Source organism: Virgibacillus kekensis (assembly GCF_042654125.1).
In the GTDB taxonomy this organism is placed as follows: domain Bacteria; phylum Bacillota; class Bacilli; order Bacillales; family Amphibacillaceae; genus Lentibacillus; species Lentibacillus kekensis.
In genome coordinates, this window is record NZ_JBHSFU010000011.1 from 109,757 (window position 1) to 132,376 (window position 22,620).

The 22,620-nt window shown below is 42.8% G+C and carries 27 protein-coding genes and 1 tRNA gene; 11 read left to right on the forward strand and 17 right to left on the reverse strand.

All coding sequences use genetic code 11. The features are described 5' to 3' along the window. Positions 1-54: 54 nt before the first annotated feature. The gene (locus ACFO3D_RS16625) at positions 55-672 is read left to right on the forward strand and encodes an NUDIX hydrolase (protein WP_390298714.1); all 618 of its coding nucleotides are present in this window, start codon (positions 55-57) and stop codon (positions 670-672) included. Between the two features lie 6 nt (positions 673-678). On the opposite strand, the gene ACFO3D_RS16630 is transcribed toward ACFO3D_RS16625, so the two are convergent. Continuing rightward, on the reverse strand, positions 679-1,437 hold the full coding sequence (locus ACFO3D_RS16630) for an ABC transporter permease (protein WP_390298717.1): 759 nt from the start codon (positions 1,435-1,437) through the stop codon (positions 679-681). After that, the gene (locus ACFO3D_RS16635) at positions 1,434-2,168 is read right to left on the reverse strand and encodes an ABC transporter ATP-binding protein (RefSeq protein WP_390298721.1); all 735 of its coding nucleotides are present in this window, start codon (positions 2,166-2,168) and stop codon (positions 1,434-1,436) included. Before ACFO3D_RS16635 ends, ACFO3D_RS16630 begins: the two co-directional genes overlap by 4 nt. Before the next feature lie 216 nt (positions 2,169-2,384). On the opposite strand from ACFO3D_RS16635, the gene ACFO3D_RS16640 reads away from it, so the two are divergent. The 5 genes from ACFO3D_RS16640 to ACFO3D_RS16660 all read left to right on the forward strand — a co-directional run bounded on the left by ACFO3D_RS16640 (position 2,385) and on the right by ACFO3D_RS16660 (position 5,281). Next, the gene (locus ACFO3D_RS16640) at positions 2,385-3,647 is read left to right on the forward strand and encodes a hypothetical protein (protein WP_390298724.1); all 1,263 of its coding nucleotides are present in this window, start codon (positions 2,385-2,387) and stop codon (positions 3,645-3,647) included. Positions 3,648-3,674: 27 nt separating this feature from the next. After that, positions 3,675-3,833, forward strand: a complete 159-nt coding sequence (locus ACFO3D_RS16645) for a hypothetical protein (RefSeq protein WP_390298727.1) — start codon at positions 3,675-3,677, stop codon at positions 3,831-3,833. Between the two features lie 205 nt (positions 3,834-4,038). Continuing rightward, on the forward strand, positions 4,039-4,350 hold the full coding sequence (locus ACFO3D_RS16650; protein WP_390298730.1) for a general stress protein: 312 nt from the start codon (positions 4,039-4,041) through the stop codon (positions 4,348-4,350). An 86-nt stretch (positions 4,351-4,436) separates the two neighbouring features. Continuing rightward, the gene (locus ACFO3D_RS16655) at positions 4,437-4,784 is read left to right on the forward strand and encodes a KGG domain-containing protein (protein ID WP_390298733.1); all 348 of its coding nucleotides are present in this window, start codon (positions 4,437-4,439) and stop codon (positions 4,782-4,784) included. A 119-nt stretch (positions 4,785-4,903) separates the two neighbouring features. Further along, the gene (locus ACFO3D_RS16660) at positions 4,904-5,281 is read left to right on the forward strand and encodes a KGG domain-containing protein (RefSeq protein ID WP_390298736.1); all 378 of its coding nucleotides are present in this window, start codon (positions 4,904-4,906) and stop codon (positions 5,279-5,281) included. A 501-nt stretch (positions 5,282-5,782) separates the two neighbouring features. On the opposite strand, the gene ACFO3D_RS16665 is transcribed toward ACFO3D_RS16660, so the two are convergent. The 7 genes from ACFO3D_RS16665 to ACFO3D_RS16695 all read right to left on the reverse strand — a co-directional run bounded on the left by ACFO3D_RS16665 (position 5,783) and on the right by ACFO3D_RS16695 (position 13,359). Then, positions 5,783-7,402, reverse strand: a complete 1,620-nt coding sequence (locus ACFO3D_RS16665; protein ID WP_390298740.1) for a hypothetical protein — start codon at positions 7,400-7,402, stop codon at positions 5,783-5,785. Next, complete coding sequence (locus ACFO3D_RS16670) at positions 7,395-8,198, reverse strand: ABC transporter ATP-binding protein (RefSeq protein WP_390298743.1); 804 nt, start codon at positions 8,196-8,198, stop codon at positions 7,395-7,397. The genes ACFO3D_RS16665 and ACFO3D_RS16670 overlap by 8 nt, the downstream gene beginning before the upstream one ends. 187 nt (positions 8,199-8,385) lie before the next feature. Continuing rightward, positions 8,386-9,615 (reverse strand): dicarboxylate/amino acid:cation symporter, encoded by a 1,230-nt coding sequence (locus tag ACFO3D_RS16675; protein WP_390298746.1) that lies wholly within the window; start codon positions 9,613-9,615, stop codon positions 8,386-8,388. A gap of 178 nt (positions 9,616-9,793) precedes the next feature. Continuing rightward, positions 9,794-10,390 carry an adenylyl-sulfate kinase gene (gene cysC / locus ACFO3D_RS16680; RefSeq protein WP_390298749.1) on the reverse strand — a complete coding sequence of 199 codons (597 nt, stop codon included), beginning with the start codon at positions 10,388-10,390 and terminating at the stop codon, positions 9,794-9,796. Between the two features lie 2 nt (positions 10,391-10,392). Beyond that, entirely contained in the window at positions 10,393-11,544 is a 1,152-nt protein-coding gene (gene sat / locus ACFO3D_RS16685) for a sulfate adenylyltransferase (RefSeq protein WP_390298752.1), read from the reverse strand. Next, positions 11,541-12,641 (reverse strand): inorganic phosphate transporter, encoded by a 1,101-nt coding sequence (locus tag ACFO3D_RS16690; RefSeq protein ID WP_390298755.1) that lies wholly within the window; start codon positions 12,639-12,641, stop codon positions 11,541-11,543. The genes sat and ACFO3D_RS16690 overlap by 4 nt, the downstream gene beginning before the upstream one ends. A gap of 16 nt (positions 12,642-12,657) precedes the next feature. Next, the gene (locus ACFO3D_RS16695) at positions 12,658-13,359 is read right to left on the reverse strand and encodes a phosphoadenylyl-sulfate reductase (RefSeq protein ID WP_390298758.1); all 702 of its coding nucleotides are present in this window, start codon (positions 13,357-13,359) and stop codon (positions 12,658-12,660) included. A gap of 258 nt (positions 13,360-13,617) precedes the next feature. On the opposite strand from ACFO3D_RS16695, the gene ACFO3D_RS16700 reads away from it, so the two are divergent. From ACFO3D_RS16700 to ACFO3D_RS16710, 3 genes are read left to right on the forward strand one after another with little or no spacing between them, the layout of a single operon-like run. Then, the gene (locus ACFO3D_RS16700; RefSeq protein WP_390298761.1) at positions 13,618-14,313 is read left to right on the forward strand and encodes a 2-phosphosulfolactate phosphatase; all 696 of its coding nucleotides are present in this window, start codon (positions 13,618-13,620) and stop codon (positions 14,311-14,313) included. After that, a complete protein-coding gene (locus ACFO3D_RS16705) occupies positions 14,310-15,071 on the forward strand; it encodes a phosphosulfolactate synthase (protein ID WP_390298764.1) in 762 nt (253 codons plus the stop codon). The genes ACFO3D_RS16700 and ACFO3D_RS16705 overlap by 4 nt, the downstream gene beginning before the upstream one ends. Before the next feature lie 14 nt (positions 15,072-15,085). After that, positions 15,086-15,484 carry a VOC family protein gene (locus ACFO3D_RS16710; protein WP_390298767.1) on the forward strand — a complete coding sequence of 133 codons (399 nt, stop codon included), beginning with the start codon at positions 15,086-15,088 and terminating at the stop codon, positions 15,482-15,484. Between the two features lie 164 nt (positions 15,485-15,648). Here ACFO3D_RS16710 and ACFO3D_RS16715 read toward each other — a convergent pair whose 3' ends face one another. Continuing rightward, positions 15,649-15,807, reverse strand: coding sequence for a hypothetical protein (locus tag ACFO3D_RS16715; protein ID WP_390298770.1), 159 nt, complete (start codon positions 15,805-15,807; stop codon positions 15,649-15,651). Between the two features lie 109 nt (positions 15,808-15,916). Between ACFO3D_RS16715 and ACFO3D_RS16720 the strand changes: the two genes are divergently transcribed. After that, positions 15,917-16,531 (forward strand): YitT family protein, encoded by a 615-nt coding sequence (locus tag ACFO3D_RS16720; protein ID WP_390298773.1) that lies wholly within the window; start codon positions 15,917-15,919, stop codon positions 16,529-16,531. A gap of 8 nt (positions 16,532-16,539) precedes the next feature. Here the strand turns inward: ACFO3D_RS16720 and ACFO3D_RS16725 are convergent, their stop codons facing one another. Together ACFO3D_RS16725 and ACFO3D_RS16730 are read right to left on the reverse strand one after the other, a co-directional pair. Further along, positions 16,540-17,757: an MFS transporter gene (locus tag ACFO3D_RS16725; protein WP_390298859.1), complete on the reverse strand. Its 1,218-nt coding sequence runs from the start codon at positions 17,755-17,757 to the stop codon at positions 16,540-16,542. A gap of 46 nt (positions 17,758-17,803) precedes the next feature. Then, positions 17,804-18,298 (reverse strand): DUF3231 family protein, encoded by a 495-nt coding sequence (locus ACFO3D_RS16730; RefSeq protein WP_390298861.1) that lies wholly within the window; start codon positions 18,296-18,298, stop codon positions 17,804-17,806. A 233-nt stretch (positions 18,299-18,531) separates the two neighbouring features. Between ACFO3D_RS16730 and ACFO3D_RS16735 the strand changes: the two genes are divergently transcribed. Next, positions 18,532-18,735, forward strand: coding sequence for a thioredoxin family protein (locus tag ACFO3D_RS16735; protein WP_390298776.1), 204 nt, complete (start codon positions 18,532-18,534; stop codon positions 18,733-18,735). 70 nt (positions 18,736-18,805) lie between these two features. Here ACFO3D_RS16735 and phnC read toward each other — a convergent pair whose 3' ends face one another. The 5 genes from phnC to ACFO3D_RS16760 form a co-directional block, all read right to left on the reverse strand. Next, a complete protein-coding gene (gene phnC / locus ACFO3D_RS16740) occupies positions 18,806-19,543 on the reverse strand; it encodes a phosphonate ABC transporter ATP-binding protein (protein ID WP_390298779.1) in 738 nt (245 codons plus the stop codon). 13 nt (positions 19,544-19,556) lie between these two features. Continuing rightward, positions 19,557-20,312 (reverse strand): phosphonate ABC transporter, permease protein PhnE, encoded by a 756-nt coding sequence (gene phnE / locus ACFO3D_RS16745; RefSeq protein WP_390298782.1) that lies wholly within the window; start codon positions 20,310-20,312, stop codon positions 19,557-19,559. A gap of 11 nt (positions 20,313-20,323) precedes the next feature. After that, entirely contained in the window at positions 20,324-21,226 is a 903-nt protein-coding gene (gene phnD / locus ACFO3D_RS16750; RefSeq protein WP_390298785.1) for a phosphate/phosphite/phosphonate ABC transporter substrate-binding protein, read from the reverse strand. A 121-nt stretch (positions 21,227-21,347) separates the two neighbouring features. Beyond that, positions 21,348-22,397, reverse strand: a complete 1,050-nt coding sequence (selD, locus tag ACFO3D_RS16755; protein WP_390298788.1) for a selenide, water dikinase SelD — start codon at positions 22,395-22,397, stop codon at positions 21,348-21,350. 117 nt (positions 22,398-22,514) lie between these two features. Next, positions 22,515-22,611, reverse strand: a tRNA-Sec gene (locus ACFO3D_RS16760). Between the last annotated feature and the right edge of the window lie 9 nt (positions 22,612-22,620).

Consider the following 22,620-nt stretch of genomic DNA (forward strand, 5'->3'; position numbering starts at 1 on the left):
TAAATTGCAAACTAATGTTAAAATGAATAACATATCTATTACGGAGGTGTGCAGATGGAACCTGATACTATTATTAATAAGATAAAAAACCACTCACCTGTCATTCTTGGCAGTGAAGAGTTCACCAAATATGCGGTCCTTCTGCCGCTAATAGAAAAAGATGAAGGAATCCACGTGCTTTTTGAAACCAGGGCCGAAACCCTTCGACGGCAACCGGGAGAAATATGTTTCCCTGGTGGCCGGATCGACGAGCGTGATGCGAGTCCTGCCGATGCAGCAGTCCGGGAGACAACCGAGGAACTGGGAATAACCAGAAAAGATATTTCGGATGTGCATTCCCTCGATTATATGGTCTCACCGTTTGGGATGATTGTGTACCCATTTGCCGGAATGATTCATAATTCTGATTCAATCGAGCCGAATCCCGCTGAGGTAGGGGAAGTGTTCACTGTTCCGCTTAAATTTTTCCTCGAAACCGAACCGGTAATCCATCATGTAAATCTTTCGGTAAAGCCAGAAGATGATTTTCCATTTGACCTTATTGTCGGTGGTGAGAACTACAATTGGCGCACCGGTAAAATTGAGGAATACTTCTATATTTATAATGATTATGTTATCTGGGGACTCACCGCCAGAATCCTTTCTCATTTTGCGGAATTGATCAGGGACTAGTTATCCCTATTCTTTTTCAATTCCTAACAGCTGCATGCGATCATTAAACAAAGTCGGATACGACAGATAACCAAGAATAACGCTTGTTACCACTGCGGTTGTTAACAATAAAAATAAAATCAGCAATTGGAATAATACTGCCTGGACAGGGTCTGCACCAGCGATTATCTGCCCGCTCATCATACCCGGCAATTGCACCAGCCCAATTGTTTTCTGGCTTTCAATTGTAGGGATGGTACTTGCCTGGATGGAAGCGATCAGCTGGTTATGGATTGCCTGTTTCGGTGTTCCTCCGAGTGATAGGACAAGCTCTGCTTCATCATGCCGTGATTCCATTTCAGCGGTAAACCGATTCAGGAAAAGAATCGAGAGAACCATAGAGTTCCCGATAACCATCCCACTGATTGGGATTACATACTGGGGGGTGAGAGGGGTAATGTTCAAGCCAAGCAGAATCCCCTGTGTCAGTATCTCGATAAAAATAAAGGTTACAATGAGTTTCCAAGTAATACCCTGGATGGAAGCACCTTTTTTCCGGGCATTCTGAACCGCTGCCGCAATCATCAGGGCTATCATCAGAACGATATATATCCAGTTTTCCGCATTAAAAACAAACTGAAGAACGTAACCGACAGCCAGCAATTGAATGATCGAACGTATCGTTGCAATCAATGTATCCTTTTCAAGTCCAAGATTAAGTGTTTTGGATAGTAAAAGTGGAATTAATACGAAAATGAGTGTGAGTGCAAGTTCGAGATAACTCATTCAACTTCCCCCTTCACAAACCGGCGGACACGATCATTCTGCGGATTTTCAAGCAGACTGCTTTCTCCGGTTTCCACTACTTCACCGGCCATCATAACCCATGTAAAATCACCGATATGGAGTGCCTGCTGCAGACTGTGGGTAATCCAGATAATGGTAGTACCGTATTTTTTATTAATCCGGATGATCAATTCTTCGATATCCTGCTGTGATACCCGGTCAAGGGAAGATGTGATTTCATCAAGCAGCAGAATCTGCGGACGATTAACGAGCGTCCGAGCAATTGATAATTTCTGCCGCTGTCCGCCTGATAAGTCCTTTGCTTTTCGGTTCATCAGATTCTCCTCTAATCCCACAATGTTAAGCAGTTCAGCTGCATCGTCTTTCGGTAATTCTTTTCCCTGCAATTCGAGCGGAAGGGCAAGGTTTTCTGCAACGGTTCCCCGAATCATCGTGGCGCTCTGCAGGGCAATGCCTACCATTCTTCGCAATACTACGGGATCGTAATCACTGATATTTTTTTCTTCAATAAGAATTTCGCCTGTATCGGGTGACTGCATTCCATTACATAAACGGAACAGTGATGTCTTTCCTGCCCCCGATGGGCCGACAAGTGTCGTGATTTTACCTTTGCGGATTGAACCAGAAATGTTTTTTAGAATATGTGTTCCGCCAACGGAAAAATTCACCTGTTCAAACCGGACTGCGGTCTGTTTCTCCTCTGTAGTCATAGTGTCACGTCCTTGTTAGAGCTTCATTAAAAAGTATAACCTTTTAGTTAAATCAGTTGCTACCTTTTTGCAGTGTGGGCCGATTGTAATATACCACTGCTTATTATTACTATCGAATGATAGGAATTTCAGGTGGCATCGCAATTTTTTTTCACTGTTTCAATTTTGCCCGGTAGTGATAAATAGTCTATATCAAGGAAAAAAGGCGGGTGTGAGATGACAGCAGAAGTAGTGATCATGAACAAACTCGGAATGTCGCTGGCAGCTGATAGTGCCATTACAAGCGGCCGTGAAGGAATTCAAAAGATTTATAACTCCGCAAACAAGTTATTTTCGTTGTCCAGTGATCACCCCATTGGAATTATGGTATACGGCGCAGCCTCATTTATGGAAGTCCCATGGGATGTCATTATTAAATCGTATAGGGAGTATCTGGGAGACAGGAAATTTAATGATCTTTCGTATTACGTGGAAGATTTTATGGATTTTCTGCGGCAAGATGAGCGTTTTAAACATCCCGATATGGAAGAAGTTATTATTTATCGGACTTTTTCTGATGTATTGAAGCGAGTCGTAAGGGAAGTAGAGGAAAATATTAGTGACAAAGAAGAAGAAGGAGAGGAAGTCAGTTCAGAAACGGTAACAGAATGGCTGACTGGTTGTGTTGAGCGCAATATTAATACGTATAGGGAGCAGGAGGAAGATTATCTGGATATTGAGTATGCTCCCTTCCGTGATAAGTTCGGTTCGTTGATCATGGAAATAAAGGATAACCTTATACGGTATGAAATCCCTGCTTCTCTTGAAGAAAAATTGAAAGAACTTGCCTTTGAAGCAGTGAAAAGTAACTATTTCAGCCTTGGCAGCACCGGTCTAGTGATAGCCGGATATGGTGAGTCTGAAATATTTCCGCATCTCTTGAATTACCGGCTGGAAGGGTTTGTGTTCGGACAGCTTAAATATAAAAAACTCCGGGAAAAGAAAATAAGTTATACATCGGACAGAAAAGATGGAACGGCAACTATAACGGCATTTGCCCAGACTGAAATGGTTGATTCCTTTATCGAAGGGATTGAACCAACCATGAAAGATACAATCTTCGGAATCATCGATAATGTGCTTGGTCGTTACCACGAACAAATTCAGGAGCATTTGCCGATAAATTTTACGGACGAGCAGGTTAATGACCTGGTAAAAATGGGTAATGATATGTATAAGTCCATTGAGGATTCTGTCAGAGAGTACCAGCAAAACAACCATGTCAATCCTTTACTGGGTGTCGTTCGTTCTTTGCCTAAGGAAGAGTTGGCTGAAATGACAGAAGCACTCATTAACCTTACGTCTTTTAAACGTAGGGTAACCAGAGCAACTGAATCTGTCGGACCGCCAATTGATGTGGCAGTGATAACAAAAGGCGACGGATTTATCTGGATGAAACGCAAGAATTATGTGGACTCGGAAATAAATGCCCGTTTGTAAAATCCAATATAGAAGGAGCTAATGGCAATGCTTCCTAAAGAAGAAAAGTCCAAGAAGAAGGAAAACTTTTTCAGATTGTCCGATGAGGATCGGCTGGAACTCGAACTTGAAGAAAAGGAAAAGAAGGAAAAAGAGGTCACTACCGAAAAGATATTCAATAAAATGACGCAGAAATATACAGAGTAATCAGTAGAAGGCCCGGAGGAATCCGGGCCATTCCTGTTATTTGGAAGGGGAGGGGCTTTTGTTTTTAGGCGATATTTCCTATTATTTCAACGTAGTTATAAATCTATGTTTCTAATAAAATTATGTTTAACTGAATGCTTAAGCGGAAATCTAGTTACTGTAAGGCGATGACAAAGCCTATTATTATTGAAAGGAGCTGTTAAAAATGGCTAAACGAAATAATAGAGGCAATCTGTCACTAGAACAGGCAGGTAAGAAAGGCGGCAAAACTACCGCACAGAATCACGATCAGGAATTCTTCGAAGAGATTGGTAAAAAAGGCGGCAAAACCACCGCGAAGAACCATAATATAGAATTCTATCAAGACATCGGTCAAAAAGGTGGAAAAACAACTTCACAAAAATATGACCAGGAATTCTATGAGGAGATCGGTAAAAAAGGCGGTAAAGAACGCGCCCGTCAAAGTCGCAATATGAGCCGTAGCAACAGCAAGAATAACAACCGAAACAATTCTTAAAAGAGAATGTTTTAAAGTTTCCAGACAGTGGGTACAAAAATTATGTGCAAGCTTTAATCATTTAAACTCGAAAGGAGATGTTCAGAATGGCTAAGAACAATAACAACAAGAACATGACAGTAGAGCAAGCAGGTAAAAAAGGCGGCAAAACTACCGCACAGAATCACGATCAGGAATTCTTCGAAGAGATTGGTAAAAAAGGCGGCAAAACCACTGCACAAAATCATGACAAGGAATTCTATCAGGATATCGGTCAAAAAGGTGGAAAAACCACTGCAGAAACACACGACCAGGAATTCTATGAAGAGATTGGTCAAAAGGGTGGAAAAACAACTTCCAAGAACCATGATAAGGAATTCTATGAAGAAATCGGTGAAAAAGGCGGAAAAGAACGTGCCCGCCAAAGCAACAATAGCAGCCGCAACAATAAATAACGGGAAGATTTCTTGAATAAAGTTTTAAAATTCCGTTTAACGAGTGATATGGTCTGTGAGTGTTGTTGAAAAAGCATTATAACGCTAAAAACCTACTACTCTGAAAGGAGATGTTAAGAATGGCTCGTAACAACAAAAAGAATTATAACAACAATGATAACGGGAAAATGACCCTTGAAGAAGCAGGTAAAAAAGGCGGCGAAAAAACAGCACGTAACCATGATCAGGAGTTCTACGAAGAGATAGGTAAGAAAGGCGGCAAAACTACCGCCCAGAACCATGACCAAGAATTCTATGAAGAGATTGGTCAAAAGGGAGGGAACACCACTTCCCAAAACCATGACCAGGAATTCTATGAGGAAATTGGTCAAAAAGGCGGAAACACCACTTCCCGCAATCATGACCAGGAATTCTATGAAGAGATTGGTGAAAAAGGCGGAAACCGTCGTGCCCGTCAACGCTCTGGGAACAGTAACAGGCGTAAGGATCGCCGTTAATTACAACCATAACAACTTGTAATTTTAGCGTCAAGCATTTAGCAGAAAAATAATAGAGTTAAACGTTCGGGCTGTGATAGCACATATCACAGCCTGATTTTTTTGCGGGGAAGAGTGTATAACCTTTTCAGAATTAGTGGAGCCGTAGGGAAGAAGACCGCTTATCAAGTTGATGAGCGGTGTTTTGGAAGAGTACTCGCTTCGTTCGACCTCTTATAATGATGATGAGCGGTGTTTAGGAAGGGTTCTCGCTTTGTTCGACCGTTCATTAGGTCGATGAGCGGTGTTTTTGGAAGAATTCACGTCTCGTTCGACCTCTCATCGCTACGGCGTAAACAGGGACAGGGCTGAAGGTCCAGTCTACAGGTCGGTGCTAAGTGTGCAAGCAAGCTGCAATACCGAATTTGCGGCAGCCCAAGAAAGCTGCTCTCCCATGGCAGGTCGGAAATTAAAAAATCGAGCGGCTGGAAATTAGCCGCTCGATTCCTCTCTTTACTGTTACTATTTACGGAAGACTACTATCCAACTTGTTATAAGCGCAAACAGCAAAACTGCCAAATAAATATAAATCCCATAGCTTATTGATATCACCATAAGATGGACTATAGCAAAAACCCCTGCCAGAATTGTCAGCATAATATTTTCGGCTGTATTGATTTCCTGAGCGAATTCAAACGACTCACTGAATGGGATGTGATTTTTATTTAAGAGTATATATGAGAGAATGGTATGAATACATCCCGATAAAAATACTACAACCAGGTCAGGCAGAATTTCGGTTGAAAAAATAGCAAGAAATACAACGCTTAGTACTGTAAACACAGGCAGGTACAGTTTAACAATAAAAGCTTTGACCGCAGCTCGACCGAGAAGACTAATATTTTTGACGGGGGCGGCCGTGAATATCCATCCGCCCCGGTATGATCCTGCATATTTCAGCATATGGATGACAGCTGGGATTATTATACTGCTGAAATAAATGGTTAAATAGATTTTGCTTCCCGATAAATCGTTTAATCCGCCATCCCGTATCATATTAAACAGAAATAGGAATGGAAAAATCAGCGCCATCCCCAGGGAGGGATATACTTTCAGTTTAAAATCCCTTTCCTTGCTCATCATCAGTGCGGAAAACTGAAAAAATACCTGTTCTTCTTTTGTAAAACAGACAAGCCGTGACAGCAAACGGTTCAAGCTAAATGCTGATTTTTTCCCATCCCGAGATTCGGTCAGCAGTTTTTCCAGATTTCGTTCAAATGAAGGCATCAAACGATAGTATACCAGAATTGAAATAATTGGCATGATAATACCTAGTACTGTTAGAGTAATCATTCCACTTGAATGGTTTTGCGCAAGAAACACTTCAAATGGCGCGCCGAACCAAATAGGTGGGATAAGGATATGCCACCAGCTGAAGTGGAAAGAAGTAGTGAAATCCACAAATTCAAACGAACGGATAAGTACCTGGTATCCTATAACAACACCAACCGATAACAGAATCTGAACGTAATTAATGATATCTTTTAATTGTTCGCCGCTGAAAAATCTTAGAATAAATATGTAAATCAGTGCCGTGAGCGCAATAACAAACAGCACGCTTAACAGAAGCATACCTATAAATAATAGGGAGAATGCGAGACCTATTTTAAAAATCATAACGCCAAGCGGGATGATAACGATTGCTAAAGTTAGCAATGTCATATAAATACAGATATGTACCATTCTGGCTGCACTTAACGACCGTCTGCTGACAGGTTTTGTGCCGATAATATTTTTATCGCGCACATCGAGTAAAACCGTAGTGAACTCTGATATCATTGATGTCATCAGGAAAAAGAGGATAATGCCAAAAGCTAGGCTCATCTGGAATATATAATTGCTGTCCATAAATAAAAAGGGAATTATAATGAGCCCGTATAGTGTATAAATCCACAAAGATTTGAGAAATTGATTTCCCTCTTTCTTCTTGGCTGACTGGGCGGTGAAAACAGTTGGTGCTCTGCGTTGGTCCATTGTCAATTTTAATTCGAGAATTTTTCGCATCGTACCATAGTCAACGTGAAGAGCTTTGAAAAGGAACTTGAAAGAGTCCAATAATTTGAGGGAGCGAAAGTCATCCATCACGTTTTCCCCCGTTGACAATTCGAACAAATTCACCAGCGATTTCTTTATGTTCATTGAACCCGGTTAGCTGGTTAAAAATTTCCTCCAATGTACCTTCTGTATTTTTCTTCTGCAGTTCGGAAAAACTGCCGTCAGCGACTATTTCTCCTTCTGCCAACAGGATAATGCGGTTACTGATTTTCTCGACGACATCCATAATGTGGGAGGAATAGAAAATTGTTTTTCCCTGTGCCGCCAGCTGTGCCAGGATTTCTTTTATAATCATTACACTGTTCGCATCAAGACCGTTAAGGGGTTCATCCAGAAACAGCAAATCGGGATCATGAAGCAGACTGGAAATAATCAGAACCTTTTGTCGCATACCTTTAGAGAAGGAGGAGATTCGAGTATGAAAGACATTTTCCATATCAAATTGAGCCATTAATTTTCTGGCCTTATTTTCAATTTCTCTCTCTTCCATTCCATATAGCTGGCCGACAAAAGTTAAGTATTCCTGGGCCGTAAGATTATCGTAGATTTCCGCATTTTCGGGAACATATCCGATTCTTCGCTTATATGTATGATCTCCTGAAGCTATATCCTTGCCGAAAATCTCGACATCTCCTTGGTAGGCATCCATTAATCCGAGCATAATTTTAACGGTTGTGCTTTTTCCTGCACCATTTGGCCCGATATACCCGATAATCTGCCCTCTATAGACATCGAGGCTAATTCTATTTAGAACCATTTTGCCGCCAAGATGGATCGAAAGCTCCTTAAGCGAGACTATTTTTTCATATGTATTTTCAATCATAATCACCTTCTAAACACAATAGTATAATAATTCTAACATAATTTGGAAGATATCGAGATAAATAATCAGAAAAAATTCAGTATATAGGTTGGTTATCCGGTCTATGCCTGCCTGTAACCGGGTGAATTACAATAAAAAAAATCCTCCATAAAAATATGAAGGACGAATAATAAGTTGGGTAATTATCTTAACCAGCTTCTGCGGCCGGTTCTGTATGTTCTTTTCGAGATTCAGAAGCGTTAATTACTGCAGCTGCTGATGCATCACCGGTAATGTTGGTGGCGGTTCGGAACATATCCATGAACCGGTCGACACCTGCGATTAGTGCAATAGCCTCAAGTGGCAAGTTAACAGCTGTAAGAACCATGGTCAGCATTACTAGACCAGCGCCCGGTACACCTGCTGCTCCAATGGAACCTAAGGTAGAAAGCAGGACAATCATAAGAATCTGGCTGAATGTCAGTTCAATACCGTAAGCCTGGGCAGTGAATAGGGCGGCGACACTTAGATAAAGTGAAGTTCCGTCCATATTAATCGTTGCGCCGAGTGGCAAGACAAAACTTGATATCCTTTTTGGTACACCCAAGTTGTCCTCCGAGCATTTTATTGTGACAGGCAGGGTTCCAGAGCTGCTCTGGGTACTGAACGCAACGAGGGTTGCCGGTGCAATTCCTTTAAAGAACTTCAAAGGACTTATTTTCCCAAGGGTTTTTACAGCAATGGAATATGTTACAACTGCATGGACAATACATGCTCCTGCTACGACAGTTATAAGCTTAATCATTGGCATAAGTACGGAAAGGCCGTATTCCCCGATAATCGGAGCGAGTAAGCCGAATACTCCAAGAGGGATAAGTCGCATGATCGCCCATGTGATTTTGTACATTACTTCAGCAAATCCGTCGAAGAAACGATAAACTGGGTCAGCCTTTTCACCGACCATAGTGATACCTACCCCTACGAAAATAGAGAAGAAGATTATCTGCAGAATATTACCGCTTGATAAGCTTTCAATCGGGTTTGTTGGAATAATGTTCAGGAGAACGCTGATAAATCCGCCAGTCTCGGTGGCTTCAGGTACTTCACCTGCATTGGATATAGATACCCCGGTTCCTGGAGAAAATATCGTAGCTGCTAGCAGTCCAATACAGACAGCAAAAAAGGTTGTGCAAATGTAATAGAGTATTGTTTTGCCGCCAATTCTTCCCAGGGTTTCCATGTTGCCAGTACTTGCTACCCCAACAATCAATGAGGATACAATCAACGGAACGATAATAAATTTAATAAGCCGTAAAAATAAATCCCCTAAAGGTTGGACAACATCTATTGCCGGACCAAAGATTACACCAGCGAGTATGGCTGCAACAAAGGCAATAAGAATCTGTGGCAGTAAACCGATTTTCCCGGCTTTTGCCATAACTTTCATCTCCTTTCTAAATTTTTATAACTTTCTATATAAATAAATATGTCATGAACTGCTTTAAAATACAACTATTTTTAGGCTGAGACTTATTTAAGAAGATACTGGGTGGTTCTGGAGATGGTATTGTGCCAAAAGAGAAGGCTGACTCATACAGATGAGCCAGCCCTCAAAGTTAAAATATATTCTCTGTCTTTAGAAAAGCGACTATTTCTTTTGCCGCCTCATTGACTGAGAAGTTAACAGTGTCGATTGTCAGGTCGGGGGAGGAAGGTGGTTCATAAGGTGAATCTATCCCGGTGAAGTCACAGATTTCCCCGTTTCTAGCTTTCTGGTACAGGCCTTTAGGATCTCGGGTTTCACATACTTCGAGCGGACAATCGATGTATATTTCAAAGAATTCATCAGCGTCAAACAACTCCCTTACTTGATTGCGGTCTTTTTGATACGGGGAGATAAATGCAGTCATTACAATAACTCCGCTATCGACGAAAAGTTTAGCTACTTCTCCAACCCTCCGAATATTTTCAATCCTATCATTCTGGCTGAATCCCAGATCCCTATTTAACCCTTGCCGGACGTTATCTCCATCCAAGACATAGCTTTGTAGTTCCATAGCATGAAGCTGGCGGTCGAGTTCATTTGCCACCGTGGATTTTCCAGAGCCGGAATAACCGGTAAGCCACAGGGCACAGCTCTTATGACCATTTAATTTTTGGCGGTCCTTCTTTGTAATGGTGGCTGGATGCCAGATTAAATTTTGCTGTGTCATGCTTATCGCTCCGTTCCTGTTAAATGTTCTGCAGACATACCAGTGATTAACGTGCTTGCGACTTCCGGCCGGCTGAATTGTTTTGGTGGCATCTTGCCCTCACGGAGCATTGCCCGGACTTTTGTGCCGGAAAGGGAGATATGATTATCAGATGGATGCGGGCAGGTTTTAGACGTCCCCATGCTCTCACATTTTTTGCAGTAAAAGCTGTTTTCAAAACTTAGAATGGTAATGCCTATTTCATCCTCGGTAAAGTTCTGGAAGATCTTTTGCGAGTCATATGTGCCGTAATAGTCACCAACACCAGCGTGATCCCGGCCAACAATAAAATGAGTGCAACCGTAATTTTTGCGTACTAGTGCATGGAAAACAGCTTCACGGGGACCGGCATATCGCATGGCCGCCGGGAAAACTGACAGGAAAACACGGTTTTTCGGGTAATAGTTCTCCAGAAGGATATGGTAGCATTTCATCCGGAGTTCGCTCGGTATGTCATCTGACTTCGTTTCTCCAACTAGCGGGTGGAGGAGTAATCCGTCGACTGTCTCAAGGGCAGTTTTTTGAATGTATTCATGTGCCCGATGGACGGGATTGCGCGTTTGAAAACCGACAATAGTCTCCCAGCCTAATTCATCAAAAGTTTTTCGGGTTTCTTTTGGTTCGAGAAAATAATCCTGAAACTGTTCTTTCTCCGGATATCGTACCAGTGTAACGGGGCCACCGATGTATGTGTCGTGACGGGAAAGCATTTTCTTTACGCCTGGATGGCTTCGGTCAGTCGTGCCGTAAACCTTTTTGGCCTCCAATTCCTTATTCGGGGTGTAAATATCCTCAATAGTCAATGTTCCAACTATAATACCATCCCGTGCAAGATTCACTGTATCCCCGATTGCGAGTGTATCTGCTTTTTTTTCATCAACTGGTAGGGTAATAGGGATACTCCAGGGTAGCCCGTTCTTGAGACGGATTGACTGGACAACGGATGAATAATCCTCCCGGTTCATGAATCCGGTCAGCGGACTGTAAGCCCCTGTTGCTATCAGCTCTAGGTCACTTAGTGCCATTGAATCCAGTTCCACCTCCTGGAAGCCGTGGTCTGTTTTATAATTGGTATCCACTTTGTTTATCAATATACCGCCGTGGGGTTTGTTCATGGCATCTTCCTCCTATTCTTCACTAAAGTATAATTTCCATAAAAGGATAAGGGCCGGATTGCTATTTCTTTAGTTCGGGAGCTAAGCAGATACATAACAAAGAAAAGTCCTAGAAGTATAGCTGTTCCGGTGAAATTAAAGTCTTTTAAGATTTCTACCATGTTATAGGATATTACCAGGGAAAGCAGTGGGGAGAGTACCCATGTACTTACCAGCTTCGTCATGATGTTTTTTTTCCAAATTTCCCGACCATTATCCGATACACCGACTCCCATGATGCTGCAGGTGGTTACCTGGGTATGCGGTACTGGAATGCCAAAGATGGAAGCAACCATTACAAGCCCTGCTCCAATTCCTGATACAGCACTGCCCTGCAGTAATGACATGTTGGTTATTCGTTTTCCGTTTGTCTCGATCACATTCCCGCCTAGAAGGATAGCTCCCAGTGCAACAAAGATACCGCCTATCAAGATTCCAGAATCAATAGTAACCAGCCCTGCAGCCACCACTGGACCAATTGCATTTGCGACATTATTCATTCCCGCTGAGAAGGCTTCCAGAAACCCGGTAACCAATACCAGTAAAGCTAATATCTTCGGCCAATTCCCTTGTGATAAAAAAGGTAGCTTTCTTTCCATAATGCGTATGCATTTGTTGGTTGCATATGCCAGGATAAAAGCGGCGAAGGGAACAAGAAGCCAGCACACTATAATTACCGTAAGCGAATTGATGAACAGCACCTGATAGGAAATCCCAACACCTACAATGGCACCGACAGTCACCTCGCTTGTTGAGAGCGGAATACCACCAAGGTTAGCAAGAAACAGCGAAATGGATGCGGCTACCAGAATAATCAATGCAATATTGGTCGATATGAGGGATTCGGGTATGATACCCGAACCGATTGTACGCACTACTTCACTACCGCCTGTTACTGCACCAAGCAGGACGCCAACACCGCACAGGATGAGGGCCGTTGTTCGTTTTTTTACCGCTCCGGATCCGTAGGCAATTCCCAGGGTAGCTGCCGCACCGCTTGCACCAATGTTTATGGCAAAAAAGCATGCGAAAATAAGCAGAAGTATCATTGTTATCATGATTAACAGCCCCTAGTCAGGTTTGGTGCAGTCCACACTCTTTTTTATTAAAATTAGCCCAGCGACCTGCCCGTGAATCAGCTTTTTCCTCAACAGGCAGCGTGCACATCGCACAACCGATACTTGGATAGTTTTGGTCGTGGAGCTCATTATATGGAAGGTCATTAAGTTCGATGTAGGTCCATACGTCATCCCAGGACCAATGAATCAGCGGACAGATTTTTATCTTCTTAAACCTGTCATCCCGGTTGATGTACTCTGTCTTCCTTCTACTTAACGACTGTTCACGTCGCAGACCCGAAAACCATGCTTCTGCTTCGGAGAGCGCTTTTTCCAATGGTTTGATCTTACGGATGCTGCAACAAAGGTTCGGGTCTTTTTTCCATAGTTTTTCACCATGCTCTTCTGCCTGTTGTTCCAGTGTCAGTTCGGGTTTTACCATATTTATATGGAGATCCGGATACCTATCTTTTATTTTTTCAATCAGATTGTATGTTTCTTGAAAATGGAGTTCGGTATCCAGGAAAACTATTTTAGCCTTTGAGTTAACTTTGGCGATCAAATCGAGCAGGACAACTCCTTCTGCCCCAAAACTGCAAGCGTAGATTATTTTATTTTGATATTCTTCAAATGCCCACCGGATGACATGCATAAAATCCTTTAATTGATTGTTCAAATCCGTTTGGACTTTCTCGTCCCAGTCTTTATATGTCAGCATATCTTTATTTCTTCCCTCGCTTATTTAATGTTTTTTTACAAATTCCGTACATACAGACACCTGATTGGGTATCTGCCTTAGAGTTAATGTATTCACCGAATCTGTGGATTGTTAAAGGATAAAAGCCCAAATCCTCAGACTTTACCTGTAAGAAAAGTAACGGAAATGTAATGGGCGAATATACTTTTTGTATGCTGTATGGTCAGCGGTCTGGAGTGCAGTAATCCATGAGTGCAATTCATTGTTAGGGGGGAGAGGATGCAAATTCATTTATTCCAGGGCAGCCATACGCCACCGGTCCAGTCGAACGTTACAATTGTCGTTGATGTCATTCGAGCGTTTACTGTTTCCTTCTATGCTCTTTTACAGGGGGCTGACCGGATCTTACTTATGGAAACAGCAGAACAGGCTATAAAATTCAGACAGAAAAACCCGACGTTTCTTTTGGCAGGGGAAACGAATGGTTATCCGATTGAAGGGTTCAATTTCGAGAACTCACCATATCAAATCAAGCAACAAGAACTTAAGGGGCGTACGCTGGTTCAAAAGACGACTAATGGAGTGCGGGCAGCGTTAAACTGCCTGGATACGGAGCACTTGTTTGTTACCGGATTTGCTGGTGCAAAGACAACAGCTGAATATGTTCGTGAAGAGTTCGCTGACAGATTAGATCCTCCTGTAATAAATATCGTTGCATCCCATCCCACCGATGAAGACGATTTTGCCTGTGCAGTCTATATAAAGAGTATATTGGAGGGTTCCCGGGATATTTCTTTTTTGGAAGTGATTAATCGAATCAGACAGTCGGAAGCGGCAGAGAAGTTTTTTGATGAGAAAAAACCAGAGTTCAAACGTGAAGACCTTCTGATTTGTTTGGAAGAGAGGCCATCCGACTTTGTAATGAAAGTGAACGGGACCGGCAAAATACCGATGATTGAGAGGGTTATTGTATGAGAAATGCAGGACTTCCACTACCGGACAGGGAAAGCAAACCTCGCAGTAATGGATTGAGTGTCATCATTGATAACGGGGCCCCACTTAATCTGTTTATTGACACAATCCGCAGCTCCGGTGAGTTTATAGATTTTGTGAAATTCGGCTGGGGAACCTCGCTTGTCACACCGTTTCTTGAAGAAAAAATCGCCTGTTTACGGGAAAATAACATTGATTTCTTTTTTGGAGGAACGTTATTTGAAAAATTCCTCAGTGTTGGTAAAATTGAGCATTTTTATGATCTGTGCTGCGAATTCGACTGCAACCATGTGGAAATTTCAAATGGAACAGTAGCGATCACTAATTCAGAGAAAGCAAGGTTTATAAGTGAATTCTCGCGGGAGTTCACCGTGTTCAGCGAGGTTGGTAACAAGGACGCTGTCTATTCTGACAGTCAGCTTTCATCGGAGTGGGTTGATCATATACATGAAGATATTTCAGCTGGGGCCGAAAAAGTGATCACAGAAGCAAGGGAGAGTGGAACGGCAGGGATTTGCCGGGAAGATGGTGCTCTCCGGACCGATATCTTTGAGGAAATTCTGGAATCAGGTATTCCGCTGGAAAGGCTCATTTTTGAGGCGCCGACCAAAAAAATGCAGTCATTTTTTATTAAGTATGGAGGGCCTGATGTAAACCTGGCCAATATTGCACTTTCAGAAGTGATTGCGCTAGAAACACTAAGGCTGGGGTTGAGGTCAGATACATTTCATTTATTTTAAAGGAGGAAAAGCGAATGCGTGAAACTAATAAGGTATTCCATTTGGCAATACCATGTAAGGATTTGGATGAAACGGTGGAGTTTTATGAGAAACTGGGATGCAGGCTCGCAAGGCGGTACGATGACCGGGTAACCTTTGACTTTTTTGGTGATCAGGTCGTTTGCCATCTAAGCCCGGATAATATTGATGAGAATCCAAAAATGTATCCAAGGCACTATGGGATTACCTTTTTGGAGAAGAAGGAGTACGATACAGCGCTGGAAGCCGCAACCGCAAAAGAACTTCCATTTTTTAAAGAGCCAATGGTTCGCTTCAAGGGGAAGCAGGAGGAACACATGACATTCTTCCTGGTTGACCCGGCGAATAATTTGCTCGAATTTAAATATTATCATGACGCTTCGATGGCATATTAGGGGAGGTAAGGCGGTTGAAAAATCAGCCTTGAGGACTGAAACCGGCAGGGTTTTGGTGCTCAGGAAGAAGCGGCTGTCTTAATTGAATTTACAATTAAGACGGTCCATTTTCTTCGTTTAAGTGGGACAAGGAGCCTGACCCCTCGTCCCTCACCCCTTGTCCCTCATTCTTCATATTCATCAAGTGTGAGACGGGTTACTTGGGTAGATTGGTTGTTTTTAACTTCGGCTTCAGTTGCTTTTTCGCCGAATGAATCGTCTGGGTCAATGCCGGGAGCGACTTTCGGTCGGTCATCCTGATGTTTAAGTTGATTTTTATCCATTGAAAATTCCTCCTTCCTTCCGTAAAGGGAATCATGATTTGTCCTGCACCTGAATAGAAATTAGGAGGGGAGACATGTCCCAGCATGTTGCTCCCTGAGGAGGAGTTTCATGCAGCAATTTTTTATAAAAAATGGACTAGTTGTCATTGGCGGTGCTATACAAGGACTTGGGATGGGGTTGTTCCTCTTTCCGCAATCCATTCCCTCAGGTGGTGCAGGCGGAATTGCCATCCTGTTGAACTATATAACCGGAATCAGCATGGGCCCCTCACTATGGATTGTTAACTTTTCCATGCTACTCCTTGGTGTGCAGATTCTCGGAAAACGGTTTGCTTTATGGACATTTCTCGGGATCACGATGACATCATTATCGGTTGATTTTTTCGAAACACATTTTACCCTTGTTCACCGCCATGTCTTTCTTGACCTGGTAATTGGCTCCATTCTGCTGGGCACCGGAATTGGTATCCTAATGCGGCAGGGCGTATCAAATGGCGGGGTAGGGGTTATTGCATTTATGATTTCAACTGGTCGCAATATCTTACCCGGAAAACCATTGTTCTTTCTGAATGCTTTCATATTCTTGATCACCGCAGCTATCATCAGCTGGAAAATCATTTTTCTTGCACTATTAAGTCAATGGATTTCAACGACCATGGTGGATTTGATTTGCCGGCTTGAAATTCCACAGCCGTACGCGCTCAGCTGGCGGAAAAAGCCTTAAGCTGAATGCTATACATATTTATATCGGATTGGGGTGTTTCGGTTTTCCTTGCCATCCTTACCTTTAACGCGGATCAGCAGCAGTACTAGCAATCCAACAATAAGGGTGAAAGTAGCGAGTGAGATAAACATCCCTGTTCTTGACCATTCCATTAATCTGGAAAATATGGGAGGGCCGGCTGCCACACCAAGAAATCGAACTGATCCATAAAGCGAAGTGACAAACCCTCTTCGTTCCTTGCTTACAGCTCCGGTGATTATACTGTTGACACAAGGTAGGATAAGGCCAGCGCCAACACTGCTAATGGCAAGAATCATGAGAAAGGGTACCAGCTTTTCAACAAATACAAGTGTGCCATAAGATATGGTCATCAGCCCGAATCCAATCAGGGCTATTTTTTTCATGCGTTCCAGGTTTTTGCCGATTTTGGTTCCGGTGATATATGATGTTGTCACCATCACCATTAATGGAATAGCTAAGATTAGCCCTTTCATGACACCATCAATATTATATTTCTTTTCTAGCACATCGGATAGGAAAAAAAGAATACCAAACAATGTGAACAGGCATGTACCGCCTGCCAGGTAGGTCGTGAACAGCCAGCGTCCTTCATGTTTAAAAACACTTAGCAATCCACGGACATACTTGTGGAATGGGGGAGGAGCCTGACGATTGCTTTTTTCTTTAATGAAAATCCAGACAAGAAGTATGGAGATAATACAAAGCGCTGGAAAAGCAAAGAAAACGGCATACCAGACAACCAGTCCCAACAGAGCACCAATTATTGGTGACAGCACTTTACCGAGTCCATTAGATGCTTCAAATATACCCAACACTCGGCTTTGCTCACCGCCCTTAAATAAGTCTCCAGTGAGCGCCATTGCAATTGGTGCTGTTCCGGCTGCGCCAATTCCCTGGATAACCCTTCCTATTAGAATCCAGACATACGAATTGGGCAGGGAAGACCCGCCAAACCCCGCAAGAAGGCCACCGAGCCCGAACAGGATCAGGGACGGCAAAATAATTACTTTTCTCGAGAATCGGTCGGATAAGTATCCTACAATAGGAATAAATATGGCACCAGCAATCGAAAATACGGTAATTGTAAGGCTTACCTGCATCTGAGAAAGGTCGAGCGACTTTTTCATTGCCGGGAGAATCGGAATCAGCATTGAGTTCCCAAGCGTCATAATCAGGGGGATTGAACCGATTGCGGCAATAATCATACCCTTTGCTTTTTTTGCCACTATTGTTCACCACCGTTCTGCTGCATCATTTAACATTGATAGGCGGGGAAACAAGCCAGCCTTTTTCTTTCATCAGTTTTAGAAGTTTTGTTTCATATTCGGCTTTCTGTGTATGAAAGTCGCCAAACAACTCCGCTATATCTTCCCTGGTTGAAATGCCCATTATATAGCTGCAGGTAATTTTTCCAGTTATCAGTTCTTTCTGGACCAGGCCGGCAATTTCAGCATCGTTAAAACGGGCACCTGCAGGGATATCCTGAAGTTCCACATTAGGACGATCGGGTGGTGCGGGTGGTAACCTGATTCCTGCTTCCTTTAGGATGGTCTCCGTTTGCTGGTCTTCCTGGGTAAAACTGTTTTCTGTAAGATCATCAAGCAGATCTTTCAGGTCTTGATCGCCCGTATGATTAGTCAGGATTTGCATTGTAACAAGCGTTGCCTTCGTAGCAAATAAATAAGACCAAAGATTAAATACTTCTCCTGAATGCAGCGGTTCTTCTTGTGGTTTACTCAAGATAATTAACCCCCTAAATGGACTTTTTAAATTAGTCTGCCATTGAGGGGTAAAAATATGTAATGGGAATTCCTTGCAAAAGGGATAAAGAATTCAGCAAATCGGGAAGGATAAAGTAAGAAGGAGGGTTTAACATGGCAAAAACAATTACTACTGAAGAGTATAACCAGCTTGTTAAAAGTATGACCCGGCCGATGATTCTGGAGTTTGGTGCTGATTGGTGACCAGGCTGCCGTCAATTGAGGCCGGTGGTCTCAAGCGTAGCTGAACAGGTGGATTCCGTTGATTTTTATTACGTTGATGTTGATGAGTCACCTGAGTTGGCAGGGGAGTTCGGTGTCCAGAGTATCCCCACATTAATACAGATTAAGGACGGGGAAGAGACAAACCGTTCTGTTGGTTTTCTGTCGGAAGATCCTGTAACTGACTTTGCATTGTCTTAAAGGTTTATTGCAGGTTTTGTTGCGTTAAGCTAGAAAAAGTGTCCCGGGCAAAAACCGGGACACTTTCGTTTTACGATTCGTAGGTCTTTCTGTACGCCTCAGTGGAGAAATGTTCAGGTATGCTATCAAAGATCACCTTGCCGTCTTTCAAAGCAATAATTCTTGTTGCGAATCGGCGGGCAAGCTCGACGTCATGTACGTTGATAACCGTTAGTAAACCAAGACGTAAATGCAATTCTTTAAGCAACTTAAAAATATGACTGGAAGTACCCGGATCAAGGCTTGATACGGGTTCATCGCCAAGCATGACTTTGGGCTGCTGCAACATGGCTCTTGCGATACCGACGCGCTGTTTTTGACCACCGCTTAGGTTTTCCACTTTTCGATTCGCCATTTCGGAAAGACCCACATCCGAGATTATTTGTTTTGCCTGTTCTATTTCATCCCTGGAAAACCAGCCAATTAGGTTTTTAAAAGAAGACCGGTAACCGAATGTGCCTGTCAGTACATTTTGCATCACGGTTAGGCGCGGAATCAGATTAAAGTGTTGAAAAATCATTCCCATTTCACGCCTTGCTTTCCGCAGTTCCCCTGTACTAATAGCAGTAATCTGGTTGTCAGCAAGATAAATTTCTCCGGATGACGGCCTCTGAAGTCCGTTCAAACAGCGAATGAACGTTGATTTACCTGCGCCGCTTTTCCCCAAAACACAAATAAAATCACCTTGCTTAAAAGACAAGCTTTTTATGGAAAGTGCATCTGTATTGGCCCCGGGATAGCGGACAGAAACATCGTGTAACTCAATCATTCGCTTGCCTCCTTTAGATGATCCGATTTCGTACATAGCTGCTTGCAAAATCAACGATTATCACCATAATCATTATAATTAACACATCAAGCGAAACAGCCGAATAATGAAAAACATTAAAGTCATTAAAGAGTCGTTGTCCAATCCCTCCGCCACCGATAAAACCTAAAATTAGGGACGTGCGAATTGCCACTTCAAACCGGTAAAAATAATGGGACAGCACATTTGGCCAAATTTGTGGGATTATACTGAACAGATTTGCAATCCAGTTTTTCGCACCAACGGCCTTCATTGCTTCCAGTGGCCCGCGGTCTGACGCCTCGATAAGTTCTGAAATTAGTTTGCCCAGAACACCAATGTTATGGAACATAATAGCGAGCACTGCAGGGAAAGGACCAAGTCCGAGCGTGGTTAAGAGAATCAGCCCAAAGACAATTTCTGGGATTGACCGGACAAAACTCAGCGCCACCCGGGAAAATTGATACAGTGACTTGAATGGTGCTGTGTTACGGGCGGCGATGAAGCTCAGTGGCAGTCCAATCAGCAGGCCAAAAAAGGTTCCCAGAAAAGCCATTGCCAACGTTTCGAGTGAATCATAAAGTAAAGTCTCGATACGGGAAAAATCCATTGGGAACCATTGCCCAAGGAAATCAATCATGTTCTTGAAATCTTTAAATTTTGCCAGGTCAAATTCAGTGAGCCGCATACTGTACCATGCAGCGATGAACAGCATAAGTATGGTAACAATATTTATTTTTTTGAACCACATTATTATCAGCTCTATTCCTTAATAATTCCCTGTTTTACAGCTGCCTTCCTGATGCTTTCATAGTCCTCATTGCTTGCTTTGGTAAATCCATCGGCGCCAAAAGCATCGAGTATCTCCTGGTCGTCGATTGCCAGGAAAGTCTCCTGCAGTTTTTTTATTGTTTCCTTATCCGTGTTTTTATGAACTGCCCATGGGTATTGGAACAGTTTTTCAGACTTCCAGATAACTTTCACTTTCTCTTCATCTAGTTTTCCTGACTCAATAAGCTGGTGGTAAATTGCGCTGTCTATGGCGCCCGCATCCACCTGGTTGTTCTGTACTGTCATGGCTGTTGCATTATGTGATCCTGTATGCCGTATCGAGTTAAACTGATGCTTGTCGGGTGACTCATATATATCACGATCCTGCAATTCAATTGTAGGAATTAATGAGCCTGATGTGGAATTGATATCACCAAAAGCAAAGTCAACCTTACCTGGTTCTTTAACCAAATCATCAAGTGAGTCCCATTCATTTTCACTGTTTGTAATGATATACGAATGATAGAAGGGCTCTCCGTCAATTAATTGAGTAATGATCGCTTTTGCTCCACTTTTGGCATGGGCGATTACGTAGGTTAATGGACCGAGATAAGCCATATCAATTTTATCGTAGTTCATTGCTTCCACAACGCCATTGTAATTCGGATATACTTCGAGTTTTACTTCCCGGTCCAGTCCTTTCGCCAGGCGTGATTGCAGTTTTTCCATTGCGTCGTCCATCGCGCCTTCCGTCTGGACTGGAATTACTCCGATTGTAAAAGCCTCATTTTTCTTGCCATTATTTTCGCTGGAACTGTTTTCTCCCGTGTCCCCACATGCTGAAAAGACCAGCGCTAGGCTAATCATTAATATCATTAAGATTAATTTTTTCATGGTGTATTCCTCGCTTTGCAATTAAAAACGTACTTTCAACAGTATTTATTGTAAAAGCCGAAAATCCTGCCAATTAAATAAATTCCTTATGTAAATAAGGACTCAAATTGAGCCCTTATTTTCAGATTACTTTAATTCTACCTGGGTTTTCTTTGGTTACTTCTCCAATAATGGAAGCCGAAACGTTTTTTTCAATTAGTCTCTTTTGTAAAGATTCTGCTTCATTGGCAGGGATTGAGATAAGCAATCCGCCGGATGTAACAGCATCACACAGAATAAGCTGATTGGTTTCACTGATGTCCGGACTATATTCAATATTTTCAGCAAGCCATTTATGGTTCTTTCGGCTTCCGCCCGGGACAACATTTTGTTCGGCAAGTTCATGAGTACCTTCGACAACCGGAACATCACTGTTATTTATGGTGATGCCAGCGTTACTGCCTTTTGCCATTTCATAGGCATGGCCAAGGAGCCCAAATCCGGTAACGTCGGTGCACGCATTAACATGGAAATCTTCCATTACTTCGGCAGCGTCTTTGTTTAAAGTTGCCATCAGGTTCATAACTTCGTCCAGTTTTTCAGGTGAAAGCAAATCATTTTTTATTGCTGTAGTAAGAATTCCGATACCAATTGGTTTGGTTAAAAGAATCTTGTCGCCAGGTTTCGCGCCTGCATTTGTACGAACTCGGTCAGGGTGTACTGTACCGGTTACGGATAGGCCGAACTTTGGTTCCTGATCATCGATGGAATGTCCACCAACGATAACGGCACCCGATTCTTTTACTTTTTCGGATGCACCTGCAAGTATTTGAGCCAGAATACTCTGGTCCAGTTTGTTGATTGGGAATCCGACGATATTCATAACGGTAATTGGTTTCCCACCCATGGCATAGACATCACTCAGCGCGTTCGCTGCTGCAACTTGCCCGAACATATATGGGTCGTCCACAATAGGGGTGAAATAATCCAGTGTCTGAACGATTGCTGTTTCGTCGTTTATTTTATAAACTCCGGCATCATCGGACGTATCCAGACCGACAAGTAAATTTGGATCATCAACTGATTTTGGTAAATGACGCAGAACCTGCGCCAGGTCTTCAGGACCGATTTTGCATCCTCAGCCACCTTTACTGGATAAGGAAGTTAACTTAACTTTATCTTCTCCAGACATTTTACCAGCTCCTTTCGGTGAAAGCTCAAATAGCAAAAGGACACCATATGTTTTAATGATGTCCTTTTCTATTATCCCAAAAGATTGAGGGAATGTCGCATTCTAAGCTTTTATGTATGGCGGGACTGTGTGGGAATCGAACCCACCGGAGACGGCACGCGCCTCCCTCAGGGTTTTGAAGACCCAGGAGGACACCAGTCACCCATCCAACCCCATGATAGAA